The organism is Aquabacterium sp. (assembly GCF_036273115.1).
Taxonomy (GTDB): domain Bacteria; phylum Pseudomonadota; class Gammaproteobacteria; order Burkholderiales; family Burkholderiaceae_C; genus Aquabacterium.
In genome coordinates, this window is sequence record NZ_DASUIN010000023.1 from 216,331 (window position 1) to 229,246 (window position 12,916).

General features: G+C 63.9%; 11 protein-coding genes and 1 riboswitch. Of the genes, 10 read left to right on the plus strand and 1 reads right to left on the minus strand.

Features of this window, described 5'->3' with window-relative positions; all coding sequences use genetic code 11:
* The first annotated feature begins 35 nt into the window (after positions 1-35).
* The 10 genes from feoB (at position 36) to VFW72_RS09995 (ending at position 12,426) form a co-directional block, all read left to right on the plus strand.
* Complete coding sequence (gene feoB, locus VFW72_RS09950; protein WP_329674134.1) at positions 36-1,928, plus strand: ferrous iron transporter B; 1,893 nt, start codon at positions 36-38, stop codon at positions 1,926-1,928.
* A gap of 18 nt (positions 1,929-1,946) precedes the next feature.
* On the plus strand, positions 1,947-2,192 hold the full coding sequence (locus tag VFW72_RS09955; RefSeq protein ID WP_329674135.1) for a hypothetical protein: 246 nt from the start codon (positions 1,947-1,949) through the stop codon (positions 2,190-2,192).
* Positions 2,193-2,309: 117 nt separating this feature from the next.
* Complete coding sequence (locus VFW72_RS09960; protein ID WP_329674136.1) at positions 2,310-2,489, plus strand: hypothetical protein; 180 nt, start codon at positions 2,310-2,312, stop codon at positions 2,487-2,489.
* A gap of 49 nt (positions 2,490-2,538) precedes the next feature.
* Positions 2,539-2,664: riboswitch (TPP riboswitch) on the plus strand.
* Between the two features lie 151 nt (positions 2,665-2,815).
* Positions 2,816-4,750: a phosphomethylpyrimidine synthase ThiC gene (gene thiC / locus VFW72_RS09965; RefSeq protein WP_329674137.1), complete on the plus strand. Its 1,935-nt coding sequence runs from the start codon at positions 2,816-2,818 to the stop codon at positions 4,748-4,750.
* Positions 4,751-4,754: 4 nt separating this feature from the next.
* Entirely contained in the window at positions 4,755-5,855 is a 1,101-nt protein-coding gene (locus VFW72_RS09970) for an FAD-dependent oxidoreductase (protein ID WP_329674138.1), read from the plus strand.
* Between the two features lie 39 nt (positions 5,856-5,894).
* Positions 5,895-6,119, plus strand: coding sequence for a MoaD/ThiS family protein (gene thiS, locus VFW72_RS09975; RefSeq protein ID WP_329674139.1), 225 nt, complete (start codon positions 5,895-5,897; stop codon positions 6,117-6,119).
* A 4-nt stretch (positions 6,120-6,123) separates the two neighbouring features.
* Entirely contained in the window at positions 6,124-6,951 is an 828-nt protein-coding gene (locus tag VFW72_RS09980) for a thiazole synthase (RefSeq protein WP_329674140.1), read from the plus strand.
* 25 nt (positions 6,952-6,976) lie between these two features.
* Positions 6,977-8,605 (plus strand): PfkB family carbohydrate kinase, encoded by a 1,629-nt coding sequence (locus VFW72_RS09985; protein WP_329674141.1) that lies wholly within the window; start codon positions 6,977-6,979, stop codon positions 8,603-8,605.
* A gap of 109 nt (positions 8,606-8,714) precedes the next feature.
* Positions 8,715-10,565, plus strand: coding sequence for a sensor histidine kinase (locus VFW72_RS09990; protein WP_329674142.1), 1,851 nt, complete (start codon positions 8,715-8,717; stop codon positions 10,563-10,565).
* 13 nt (positions 10,566-10,578) lie between these two features.
* Positions 10,579-12,426: a PAS domain-containing sensor histidine kinase gene (locus tag VFW72_RS09995; RefSeq protein WP_329674143.1), complete on the plus strand. Its 1,848-nt coding sequence runs from the start codon at positions 10,579-10,581 to the stop codon at positions 12,424-12,426.
* Here VFW72_RS09995 and VFW72_RS10000 read toward each other — a convergent pair.
* Entirely contained in the window at positions 12,409-12,879 is a 471-nt protein-coding gene (locus VFW72_RS10000; RefSeq protein ID WP_329674144.1) for an AtaL-like protein, read from the minus strand. The two genes, VFW72_RS09995 and VFW72_RS10000, sit on opposite strands and share 18 nt — an antisense overlap.
* Between the last annotated feature and the right edge of the window lie 37 nt (positions 12,880-12,916).

Here is a 12,916-nt window from a genome sequence, read left to right on the forward strand (position 1 = left end):
CCGCCCGCCTTACCCAGCATTCCAAGGAGCGCGCCATGTCGGTCGCGACCCCCACTGTGTCGAATCCCCCTCTGATCGCCTTGGTGGGCAACCCCAACTGCGGCAAGACAGCCCTGTTCAATCGCCTCACAGGGGCTCGCCAGAAGGTGGGCAACTACGCAGGCGTGACCGTTGAGCGCAAAGAAGGCCAATTCATTTCGCCCGCTGGCCAAGCCTGGCGCGTGCTGGATTTGCCTGGCGCCTACAGCCTGCTGGCCGCCACACCCGACGAGGCGATCACCCGAGATGTGATCGCAGGAACTCGACCAGGCGAGAGCGCCCCGGTTGGCTTGGTCTGTGTGGTCGATGCCACCAACCTGCGCCTGAACCTGCGCATGGTGCTGGAAATCCAAACCCTGGGCGTCCCCATGGTGCTGGTCATCAACATGATGGACCAGGCCCACAAGCGTGGCATTCACATTGATCTGCCCAAACTGCAGGCCGAACTGGGCATTCCGGTGGTGGAAGCCATTGCGGTTCGAGCAGGCGGCGAAGAAGCCCTGCTGGCGCAACTCGACCAGTTGGATTGGGCAAACCTGCCTGCCCCAACCGCCCCACGCCCGATGGAGCGCATTGCGCAAACCCCGGTCGAGACCACCCACCAGCGCGTGGGCCATTTGCTCGCCACCTGCGTCAAGACACCCGACCATGTGCGCACCCATACCGCACGACTCGACCGTTACGCTCTGCACCCGGTGTTCGGCCCGATCATCCTGGCCGTGCTGATGTTCCTGGTGTTCCAGGCGGTGTTCAGTTGGGCGGCAGCCCCCATGGACTGGATTGATGGCAGCGTCAGCGCCGCCGGCGCCTGGGTGCAAGCGCACATGCCTGACGGCATGCTACGCAGCCTGCTGGTCGATGGGGTGATCAGCGGTGCCGGCAGCGTGCTGGTGTTCCTGCCCCAGATCCTGATTCTGTTCGGCTTCATCCTGGCCCTGGAAGATTCTGGCTACCTGCCGCGCGCCGCCTTCCTGCTCGACCGCGTCATGGGCGGGGTCGGCCTGTCGGGCCGCGCCTTCATTCCCTTACTGTCAAGCTTTGCCTGCGCCGTGCCCGGCATCATGGCCACCCGCACGATTGCAGACCCACGCGACCGACTGGTCACGATTCTGATCGCGCCACTGATGACCTGCTCAGCCCGCCTGCCGGTGTACGCGCTGCTGATTGCCGCCTTCATTCCGGATCGCACTGTAGCGGGCCTGTTCAATTTGCAAGGGCTGGTGCTGTTTGCGCTGTATGCCGCCGGCATCGTGTCGGCCATGCTGGTGGCCTTGGTGCTCAAGCGGTTCTTCAAACACCAGGGTGGTCAGCCTTTGCTGATGGAACTGCCTGACTACCATTGGCCCCACCTGGGCAATCTGGCTTTGGGCCTGTGGGAACGCGCCCGCACCTTCGTGCAACGCGTGGGCACGATCATCCTGGCTCTGATGATCGTGTTGTGGTTCCTGTCGAACTTTCCCGCCCCACCGGAAGGAAGCACACACGCTGCGATTGAATACAGCCTGGCGGGCATGGCTGGCCGTGCGCTGCAAGTCATTTTTGAACCCATCGGGTTCAACTGGCAGATCTGCATTGCGCTGGTGCCAGGCATGGCGGCACGCGAGGTGGCCGTGAGCGCCCTGGGTACCGTGTATGCCCTGTCTCAGACCGGCGACGAGCTGACAGGAGCCCTGAGCACCCTGATCCAGCAAGCGTGGTCGCTGCCCACCGCCTTGTCGCTGATGACCTGGTATGTGTTCGCACCCCAGTGTCTGTCGACCCTGATTGTGGTTCGCCGCGAAACCAACGGCTGGAAGATGCCGCTGTTGATGACCGGCTATCTGTTTGTACTGGCCTACGCCGCCAGCTGGGTGGTTTTTCACCTGGCTCGCCTGGCATGGGCCAGCTGACTCGGCAGGAGGCTCACCATGTCGGCATTCGCCCAGGACCTCATCGCTGTGGGCATCGGCTTGCTGGCCGCAGCCTATCTGGCCCGCCGCTGGTGGCCCAGCCTGAAGGGGCTTGTGCAAGGCGCACCTGAAGCGCCCACCTGCGGCACATCCAGCACCAGGGCCTCGGCAGCATCATGCAGTGCCGGATGCGGACAATGCGGTCAAGCCTCCCCAAGCACACTGAAAGACCATCGCGTGCACGTGGTGAAGCGCCCCGGCTAACCCCCACGAACGAGGGCCACTCGTCCCCCGTACTAGGGATAACCAGCAACAGCCGCCCCGCCCTACACTGACGTCTATTCACTCCAACCTCAGGCTCAGACGCCAGACCGCCCTGTCATGCGACCGCTGTTTGCCATTGCCCCCCTGGCCTTTGCGCTGGCTTTGTTCAGCCCGTCCACAGCCGAAGTCTCGACCAGTTTCGAATCGCTTAAGGCCGTGTTCAACTTGGGTGACAAGGCCACCTCGGAGCGAGTCGACGTGCGCACCACACCGGTACGCGCCTCGCTCGACCATTGACCCGATCATGTGATCGGATTGAGTCTGTCCCCGCTTGGCGCTACACTGATAGCCTGCTCCGGGGTGTGGCTGCCCAAGTTGAAATGCTTGGGCCAGTACGCTGAGATGGAATCATTCCGAACCCGTTGAACTTGATCCGGTTCATACCGGCGAAAGAAGAGCCGTCCTGTCTTGGCCCCTCGTGGCATCTCTGGCAGGTGCAGCCCTTCATGCGTGCTGCACCGCCCGCATGAAGACCCCCTGCCCTCGTCTCAGTTGCCCTCGCTCGGCCACGGGTCGCCCCTCGGAGCATGTGTTTTCACACTTGCTGCCCAGGAGAGCCACCCATGAACGCACCCGATCCCGCCGTGTCGCTGCAGGCCTTGCAGTCACTCAATGAGCTCACCCGCCTGACCCGCGAGCCCCTACCCGCCTCGCGCAAGGTGTATGTACAAGGCAGCCACGAAGGCGTGCGCGTGCCCATGCGCGAGGTGACCCTGACCAATGGCGAAACCGTGACGCTGTATGACTGCTCGGGCCCCTACACCGACCCCAACGTGGCCATCGATGTCACGCGCGGCTTGCCACCGGTTCGCGAAGCGGCCGTGATCGCTCGGGGCGATACGGAGCTGTACGCGGGGCGCGCCATCCAGGCGGTCGATGATGGCCTGAAGGCCGGCGAAGCGCACGATGCCCGCATGGCCGCGCTGCGGGAAGCCGCCCAAGGCTTGCAACGTCAACCACGTCGCGCCAAGGCTGGCCACAACGTGACGCAGATGCATTACGCGCGCAAAGGCATCATCACCCCTGAGATGGAGTTCGTGGCCCTGCGCGAAAACCAGCGCCGACTCGACCTGGCCGAAGACTGGCGCAGCAAGTACGGCGTCGATGCAGAACGCGAAGCCCGGCTGCGCGGCAACCCCATGGGCGCGATGATCCCGCGCGAGATCACGCCCGAGTTTGTGCGTGACGAAGTGGCTCGCGGCCGCGCCATCATCCCGGCCAACATCAACCACACCGAGTTGGAGCCGATGGCCATTGGCCGTAACTTCCTGGTCAAGATCAACGCCAACATCGGCAACTCGGCGGTCACATCCAGCATTGAAGAGGAAGTGGAAAAGCTGGTGTGGTCCATCCGCTGGGGCGGCGACACGGTGATGGACCTGTCGACCGGCAAGCACATTCACACCACACGCGACTGGATCGTGCGCAACAGCCCCGTGCCCATCGGCACGGTGCCCATCTACCAGGCGCTGGAAAAGGTGGGCGGTGTGGCCGAAGACCTGACTTGGGCCATCTTCCGCGACACGCTGATTGAACAAGCCGAGCAAGGCGTGGACTACTTCACCATCCACGCCGGCGTGCGTTTGCCCTTCATTCACCTCACGGCCAATCGCCGCACAGGCATCGTGTCACGGGGCGGCTCCATTCTGGCCAAGTGGTGCATTGCCCATCACCAAGAGAACTTCCTGTACACGCACTTCGAAGAGATCTGCGAGATCATGAAGGCGTATGACGTGAGCTTCTCGCTGGGCGATGGTTTGCGCCCGGGCTCATTGAGCGATGCCAACGACGAAGCCCAGTTTGCCGAGTTGAAGACCCTCGGTGAGTTGACCCAGATCGCGTGGAAGCACGATGTGCAGACCATGATCGAAGGCCCAGGCCATGTGCCCATGCACATGATTCAGGCCAATATGGATGAGCAGCTCAAGCACTGCCACGAGGCGCCGTTCTACACGCTGGGCCCGCTGACGATTGACATCGCGCCCGGCTATGACCACATTGCGTCGGCCATCGGTGCAGCCATGATCGGCTGGATGGGCACGGCCATGCTGTGCTACGTGACACCCAAGGAACACCTGGGCTTGCCGAATCGCGACGATGTGAAGCAAGGCCTCATTGCCTACAAGATTGCGGCGCATGCCGCTGACATCGCCAAGGGCCATCCTGGCGCTCGTGCGCGTGACGACGCCTTGTCGCAAGCCCGTTTTGACTTCCGCTGGCAAGACCAGTTCAACCTGGGTCTGGACCCCGAAACGGCGCGCGACTTCCACGATGAGACGCTGCCCAAGGACTCCGCCAAGGTGGCGCACTTCTGCTCCATGTGCGGCCCGAAGTTCTGCTCGATGAAGATCACGCAGGAGGTGCGCGACTTCGCCGCCTCACAGGGGGTGGGCGAGGGCGAAGCCCTCACCCGAGGCATGAGCGCCAAGTCGCAAGAGTTCAAGCAGGTAGGCGGTGAGCTCTACATCCCGATTCACGCTGACCGTAAGGGAGCCTGATGCCATGAGCGCCCCTCTCGCCAGCACACCGCGCCGGGTGGGCATTGCCGGCGCGGGCTTGCTGGGCCGGCTCGCAGCATGGACCTTGGCGCGTCAAGGCCACACGGTAACGGTGTTCGATCCGGCAGCCGACGCACAGCCGCCATTCAATGGACAAGGCGCCGCCGGCTTCACCGCCGCTGGCATGCTCAGCCCCCTGGCCGAACTCGATGCAGCCGAACCCGATGTAGCGCAACGCGGCTGGCATTCGATCGAACGCTGGGCAGACATCGTGGCCACACTCGCCAAGGAGGGGCCGCGGCAGCCGCATTTCGATCGAGCCGGCAGCTTGCTCGTGGCCCATGGATCGGATCTCGGGGCCGCACAGCGCGTGCTCGCACGCATTGAGGCCGGGGCACGCCAGTGGCCACAACAGGCTCAACCCCTGAACCCAGCGCAACTGCGCGAGCTGGAGCCCGCACTGCATGGACACCAAGGCCCCTTGCATGCCTGGCTGTTGCCTGGCGAAGGGGCCATTTGCACCGTCGGCACGATGAAGGCGATGCAAGCCAGCGCCCCCCAAGTGCAGTGGCAATGGGGGCAGAAGGTCACCCAGGTGGCCCCCGGCATGCTGACCAGTGTGAACGAAAGCGACGTCGCCACCGAACACCGATTTGATTGGGTGTGGGATCTGCGGGGCGCTGGCGCCCGGCCCGACGCGCCAGTCAGAGGCGTTCGGGGGGAGGTGATCTGGCTGCATGCGCCAGAGGTGAAACTGCACCGCCCCATTCGCTTGCTCCACCCACGCCATCGTGTCTACCTGGTGCCTCGACCTGGCGATGTGGTGATGGTGGGCGCCAGTGAGATCGAAAGCGAAGACCGTTCCCCCGTGTCCTTGCGATCCGCCGTGGAGCTGATGGCGGCGGCGCACAGCATCGTGCCGGGGTTGGCAGAGGCGCGCATTTTGCGAATGGACGTCAATCTGCGACCGGCGCTGCCACACAACCGCCCCGAAATCCATGCCGAGCGTGGACTGATTCGCATCAATGGCTTGTACCGACATGGCTGGCTGCTGGCACCTTCCCTGCTGGACGAAGCCCTGGCGAGTCACGCCTGGCAGACCTGAAGGCAACCGGATTCTTTGCCCATCGCGAGCAACCTTCCCATGAATGACAAGATCACGATTCAAACCGACCACGGCCCGCTGACGCTACCGGCCGGGGCCACCCTGGAGACGGCGATCGCGGCTTTGCTGGCCACGAGCACTGGCTCCGCCCAAAGCGTGGCAACGGCGGTGAACGGCCAATTCGTGCCACGGCACGCGCGCGCGCAACACAGACTGGTCGACGGGGACACCGTGCTGTGCTTTTCACCCATTACCGGAGGCTGATGTCATGAATCCCACCTCCCCCTCCTCCGCTGCGTCTGACACCTGGCGCATTGGTGACGCGGAGCTGCACAGCCGCTTTCTGCTGGGCACGGCAGGCTACCCCTCTCCGGAGGTGCTGCAACGCGCCATCGAAGCCTCTGGCAGTCAGGTGCTCACGCTCGGGCTCAAACGCACGCTGGCCGTGCCGGGCGGCGGGGACAACGGGTTTGTCCAGATCATCAGAGACACCGCGCGCCAATGTGGCAGCCATCTGCTACCGAACACCGCAGGCTGCCGCAGCGCGCGCGAGGCCATCACCTTGGCCCACATGGCGCGGGAGTTGCTCGACACCCATTGGATCAAGCTGGAGGTGGTCGGTGATGAACAAACCCTGCAGCCAGATCCCTTCGAACTGGTCGATGCCGCACGCCAGCTGGTGCGCGACGGCTTTGAAGTGCTGCCCTACTGCACCGACGACCTGGTCAGCGCCCAACGACTGGTCGATGCCGGCTGCCGCATTTTGATGCCTTGGGCCGCCCCCATCGGCTCAGGCCTGGGATTGCTGAACCCGTGGGCCTTGCGCACATTGCGCGCCCGCTTGCCGGGCCTGACGCTGATCGTCGACGCCGGCCTGGGCGCCCCATCGCACGCTGCCGCAGCGATGGAGTTGGGGATGGACGCGGTGCTGTTGAATTCGGCAGTATCCCAGTCTGGCGACCCGGTCGGCATGGCGAGCGCTTTCCGCCATGCCGTTGAAGGCGGTCGTTTGGGTCACCGCAGTGGTCTGATGGCCACCAGCGATGTGGCCATTGCCACCACACCGGTGTCAGGCCAACCTTTCGTCTTGTTGTAACCCCGTCTTCATGCCAAGCCACCCCATGCGTCGCTCGCCCCCCATCGTCTGGAGCATTGCCGGACTCGATACCGCCGGAGGTGCCGGCCTGAGTGCAGACCAACGCGCCGCCGATGCCCTGGGCGTGCATCTATGCCCCATCACCGCCGCCCTGACGGCCCAGCACTCTCAGGGGGTCGACTCGGTGTTCCCGGTACCTGTGGCGCAACTGGAGGCGCAACTACAGGCGCTGACTGACGACCTGCCGCCGCGTGCCATCAAAACCGGTCTGCTCGGCAGTGTCGCCGCCATCATGCTGGTCGCGGAGTGGGTAGACCGACTGCGGGCTCGTACCCCCGCAGGACAAGACCCGCATCGCCAGCTCGCGCTGGTGGTAGACCCCGTCTTGGGAGCGACCTCAGGCGGAGCCCCGTTCAGTGATGAGGCCATTGTGGCGGCCTACCGCCAATGGCTCATTCCTCGCGCCACGGTACTGACCCCGAATCGCGCCGAAGCACGGCGGCTCCTGGGCCATCGCGCCCGCCACGATGGCGACGATGAGGTGCCTTCTCTGGCGCTGTCGCTGCTCGAAATGGGTGCCCGCAGCGTCGTCATCACTGGCGGCGATGCGCCCGTGCAAGCCGGCGCCACCCAACTGCATTGTGTGGATTGGCTGCACACACCGCATGCCCACGGCTGGCTCACCGCCCCACGCGTCAACACCCGTCACACGCACGGCAGCGGTTGCACCTTTGCCGCGGCCATGGCGGCAGCGCTGGCCTGCCATCACGTGGAAGCCGATGCTGCCGTACTGGCCCGCATGGTGACCCACCATGCACTGACCTGCGCCCGGGCGGCCGGCCAGGGGCGAGGCCCCGTGCTGGCGCAACGCGGCTGGGCGGGCACACCGGATCAGCCTGGTGCCCCCCTGCCGTGGCTAGGCATCGGCTCGCGTTGGCCCTGGCGGATGACCCACTCTCAACCATTCCTGCCCTTTGTCCCGCCGGAAGATGGCCTCTACGGCATTGTGTCGACAGCAGACCAGTTGGAGGCGGCCCTGGAACTGGGCTTGCGCTGCATTCAATTGCGGCACAAGCCTGCCGCTACGCTGGCCGAACACCTGATGCGCAGCCAACAAGCCGCACAAAAGCATGGCGCCTTGCTGTTCGTCAACGACCACTGGGAATCAGCCCTGGCCAACGCCACGCCCCCCCATAACGGACTGCACCTGGGGCAAGAAGATTTGCTCGGTTTGACACCCCAGCAACTTGATCGTCTGCAGGCAGCCGGCCCGCAGCTGGTGCTCGGATTGAGCTCCCACAGTCTGTGGGAGCTGGCCCGAGCCGCAGGTTGTGGCGCCAGTTTGATCGCTTGCGGCCCCATCAAACCCACCAGCACGAAAGACATGCCCTGGCGCCCGCAAGGCACCCACAATCTGCTGTGGTGGGTCGAGCACAGCCCGAGCCCGGTGGTGGCGATTGGCGGCTTGCTGACCCCAGCCGATGTAGCCGAAGCCGCAAGGTGTCGGCCGGCTGCGGTGTGCGTGGTCCGCGGCCTGGGGCATGACTCAGAGGAAATGGCCGAGCTGATTCCCCCCTTGCAAGCCGCCATTCGAGCCGCACGCCAACAGCCCGGCCCCACTGCCCCCGACTGCCCCCACGCCGTGTTGACTTGAGTCAGCTGCGCAGGCTCACCCCGGGTTGCCCATCAGTGGCAAAGCACCAAAGCTGTGCCTAAATGGTGCTGTGATCCCCTCCGATTCGTTGCCCCGGGAAAACCCATACATGTTGACCGAGAAGGCTCGGCCCCATCCGAGACGACTTTACTGGAGCGTTCTGGCGCCCACGCTGGTGATGGCGTGTGTGGTGGCCGCGCTGGCTGCCATCAGCGTGAAAGTGCTGGGATCCATTCGAGGTTATGGCACGGGCGAGAGCGCCTGGTCAAAATCATGCAGCAATGCCCTGACCCACCTCGGCCATTACGCCTTGTCACGCGATCAGGCTGACTTCCAACGATTCGAAGCCTCGCTGCAGGCACCACTGGGCAGCCGACGCGCGCGTGAAGAGCTCTACAAACCCCACCCGGACACGGATCTGATTCGCCAACTGTTCATAGCCGGCGGCAGCCACCCTGACGACATCACCGGCATGATCATCTTGTTCCGACACTTCGGCAGCATGCCGCTGTTTCAGCGCACCATCAGCGCCTGGATGGAGGGCGATCAACTGATCGATCGCCTGCGCGCCCTGGGCCAAGACATTCACAAGCAAGTCGAGCGTGGCGCCGATGGCCAGACCCTGGCAGCCCACCTGACTCAATTGCGTGAACTGAACCTGCAGTTCAATCAAGCGGAGCAACGCTTTCGGCTCCACCTGGATGAAGCCGGACGCTTCACGGAAATGATGTTGATTGCGGCCATCTTGCTGTCGGCGGCGGTCCTCACGGCTGGCAGTCTGGTACTGGTTCGCAGAACCCTGCGCAAGCAAGTGCGCCACGAACGCGCCCTGGCCACTGCCACCCGCCGCTGGGAACTGGCTGCCCAGATCGCCGGGCTGGGCCTGTTTGAGCGGGCCACTCGCCAAGACCGCATCACGCTGGACGAAAAAGCGGCGCAGATGTACGGCATGGGGCCCAGTGCCTGCGTGACCACCCACGATGAGCTGGAACGCTGCCTGCTGGCAGAGGACCGCCCCAAAGTCGAAGCAGCGCTGAACAGGGCGACGGAAACCGGCCAAACCATCCGGGACATCCATCGCGTGTTGCGACCTGACGGTCAAGCGCGCGACATCGAACTGATCGGACGGCAGGAAGTCTACACACACAGGGGAGAACCCAATCTGGTCGGCGTGGTGAGAGACATCACCGATGAACTGCGGCAAGCGCAATCGGTGATGCAGCGCGATGCCGCCGAGCAGGTTGCGGCCGCCCAACGGGAGTTTCTCTCGCGGTTGAGTCACGAGCTGCGCACCCCCCTCAATGCCATTCTCGGTTTTGCCCAGCTACTGGAACTCGACCGCCACACCCCGCTGCCCCCTCATCAGGCACAACAGGTCGCCATGATTCTGACGGCCGGGCAACAGCTGCTGGCATTGATCGAAGACGTACTGGACTTGACCAAAGTGGAAGCCGGTGAGATTCGCATGAGCCCTCAGCCCGTCGATGTCACCCAGGCCATGCACACCAGCATGACCATGACCGAGAGCGCGCGGCAACTGCTGGGGGTGCACTTTGTTGACCGTTTGCCCACCCCGTCCCTGTGGGTCATGGCTGACCCGCAACGCTTGCAACAGGTGTTCATCAATTTGCTGAGCAATGGTTGCAAGTACAACCGCCCAGGCGGCAATCTGAGCGTGTCGGCCCACACCGAGGGCCATCAGGTGGTCATCGAGTTCACCGACGAAGGCCCGGGCCTCAGCGCCAACGAAGTCGCCCAGATTTTCAAACCGTTCAAACGCGTCAACGCCACGGCCGGATGCATGGAAGGCACTGGACTGGGGCTGTACATCGTCAAGCAACTGGTCGAGCGCATGGGCGGCCAGGTCGCCGTTCGCAGCGAAAAGGGCCAGGGAGCCACTTTTTCCATTACGCTTGCGTCAGCAGTGCCCCGCACTTCCGCTCAGGGCGCTCGCACCTGAATAACTAGAAAACATGGCAGGACACCCTTTACGCCCGACCTCCATCTGGCGGACCTACTTCGGGCTGCTGGGCTCACCGCTGTTGATGGTGATGATCGTTGCGGCGCTGGCCATCGGCGCAGTCAATGTGCTGGGGGCCGTGCGGGCTTATGTCGCCGGTGAAAGCATGTGGGCCAAGGCCCGAGCCGATGCGGTCGAGCACCTGATGCGCTACGCCCGCACCCATGAACCAGCCGACCTGAGCCTGTTTCAGGAGGCCCTCCGCATCACAGAAAACGACCGACTTGCGCGTGAGGCCATGGAGCGCCATGACCCCGACACGGCCCGCATCGCGCAATGGCTCACGGCGGGACGGAATCACCCCGACGATGTCGACAACATGATTCGGCTCTTCCGCTGGTTTGGCGACCGCTGGGTCCTGCAAGAAGCTCGGCAGACCTGGGCCGAGGGGGACGCCCTGATTGCAGAACTCAAGCAGGAAGCTGCGCACCTGGATGACCTGATTCACATGCAGGCCCCGACTGCGGAGATTGAAGCCCAGGTGCGTTTGATTGCCGAACTCAACGATGAGCTCAATCAGGCCGGCATCCGCTTTTCCGAAGTTCTGGGGCAAGCCGCCCGCATCACCGAGGGCCTCCTGATCGCGGGGCTCGCCTTCGTCGCCCTGCTGCTCTCGGTGGTCAGTGTCTGGCAGGTTCGGCAGGTTCTGCTCAAGCAGACTCGCCATCAGGAAGCCATCGATGCCATCCACGGTCGCTGGGAGCTGGCCTCCAAGTCGGCCGGCCTCGGGCTGTATGAAATGGACCAGGTCACCAACGACATCACCCTCGACGACAAGGCGGCAGCCATGCATGGCCTGCCGCCCCGAGCGTGTGTCGTCCCTCGCACACGGATCCGAGAGTTGATCGTCCAGGACGACGCCACACGCACGCGGGAAGACACCGACACAGCCTTGCACAGCGGACAAGACTTCCGGATCGTCTACCGCGTCAGACACCCCAACGGCGAGGTTCGCACCCTCGAAGCCACCGGCCGCTTGATTCACCCCCACAACGGCGGCAATCCACGCCTGACTGGCGTGCTGCGCGACATCACCATCGAGCTGGAACAGGTCGAAATGGCCATGAAGCGCGAAGCCGCAGAACGCGTCGCGCAATCGCAGCGGGAGTTCCTCTCGCGACTCAGCCACGAACTGCGCACGCCGCTCAATGCCATTCTGGGCTTCGCCCAACTCATGCAGCTGGACAAAGCCCACGCCACCGAGACGCAAACGCGTCAGGTCAGCATGATCCTGGGCGCGGGCAAGCAGCTGCTGACGCTGGTCGAAGACGTGCTCGACCTCAGCAAGGTCGAGTCAGGGCACATCCACATGCATCTGGAAGCCATCGACGCGCATAGCGCCATTCACAGCTGCGTGCCGCTGCTCGATCCCCACCTCAACCGCGAGGGCTTGAAGCTGACCTTGGCGCTGGCCGACGAGCCGCTGTGGGTTCACGCCGATGCGCAACGCCTGCACCAAGTGTTGATCAATCTGCTGACCAATGCCTGCAAGTACAACCGACAAGGGGGCGAGGTTCGTGTCAAAGCCTATCGCAACGCCGATCGACCCGGCCACACGTGCATCGACATCACCGACACCGGTCGCGGCCTGACTGCGGCTCAGCAAGCCGAATTGTTCCAGCCCTTCAAGCGGGTCAACCCCAGTCCACACGTGGAAGGCACGGGCCTGGGGCTGTACATCGTCAAGCTGTTGATGGAGCGCATGGGCGGCGAAGTTCGCGTCCACAGCGACATCGGCGTGGGCTCGACGTTCACGATCGAACTGCCCGACAGCGCCCCGCCCTCACAAGCCCTCGTCTGACAACCACTGGCGCAGCGTGCGCACCATGTCGCGATCGTGGTGCAGCCAGGCATTGTGACGATAGTCGTTGTAGTAGGCCTCCTCCGCACTTTGCTCGGCCAGCGCCTCGTAAACAAACCGGAGCAACATGACTCCCGGGCCAGGCTCTTCGATCGACATCGTGAGCCGAATGGGCGCGGTATCGCCATGGGCTTGGGGCGTGAACACCAGCGAATGCGGCTCGTTGAGGCGCACCTCGTCAAACAGCTCATGGGGGCCAAAGCGCTGCTGGCGCTGAATCACGCCAGGCTCGACCTCCCGCCACTCACAACTTTCCGGCCCCATGGGAAACCGTTGCGGGGTTTGCACCCGCATCATCAAACCGCGCCACAGCTGCTCGCGCGTAAAAGGGGGCACCACCATCTGCACAGAGGTGGCCGGGGAGTTGATTTCGATGACGTGTTCAAAGCGCATGGGCCGCAGCTTAACGCCAAGCTGAAACTGCGGCACT

Coding starts and splice junctions, on each gene's coding strand:
- feoB (WP_329674134.1), top strand. CDS start 36: ATGTCGGTCGCGACCCCCACTGTGTCGAATCCCCCTCTGATCGCCTTG.
- VFW72_RS09955 (WP_329674135.1), top strand. CDS start 1,947: ATGTCGGCATTCGCCCAGGACCTCATCGCTGTGGGCATCGGCTTGCTG.
- VFW72_RS09960 (WP_329674136.1), top strand. CDS start 2,310: ATGCGACCGCTGTTTGCCATTGCCCCCCTGGCCTTTGCGCTGGCTTTG.
- thiC (WP_329674137.1), top strand. CDS start 2,816: ATGAACGCACCCGATCCCGCCGTGTCGCTGCAGGCCTTGCAGTCACTC.
- VFW72_RS09970 (WP_329674138.1), top strand. CDS start 4,755: ATGAGCGCCCCTCTCGCCAGCACACCGCGCCGGGTGGGCATTGCCGGC.
- thiS (WP_329674139.1), top strand. CDS start 5,895: ATGAATGACAAGATCACGATTCAAACCGACCACGGCCCGCTGACGCTA.
- VFW72_RS09980 (WP_329674140.1), top strand. CDS start 6,124: ATGAATCCCACCTCCCCCTCCTCCGCTGCGTCTGACACCTGGCGCATT.
- VFW72_RS09985 (WP_329674141.1), top strand. CDS start 6,977: ATGCGTCGCTCGCCCCCCATCGTCTGGAGCATTGCCGGACTCGATACC.
- VFW72_RS09990 (WP_329674142.1), top strand. CDS start 8,715: ATGTTGACCGAGAAGGCTCGGCCCCATCCGAGACGACTTTACTGGAGC.
- VFW72_RS09995 (WP_329674143.1), top strand. CDS start 10,579: ATGGCAGGACACCCTTTACGCCCGACCTCCATCTGGCGGACCTACTTC.
- VFW72_RS10000 (WP_329674144.1), bottom strand. CDS start 12,879: ATGCGCTTTGAACACGTCATCGAAATCAACTCCCCGGCCACCTCTGTG.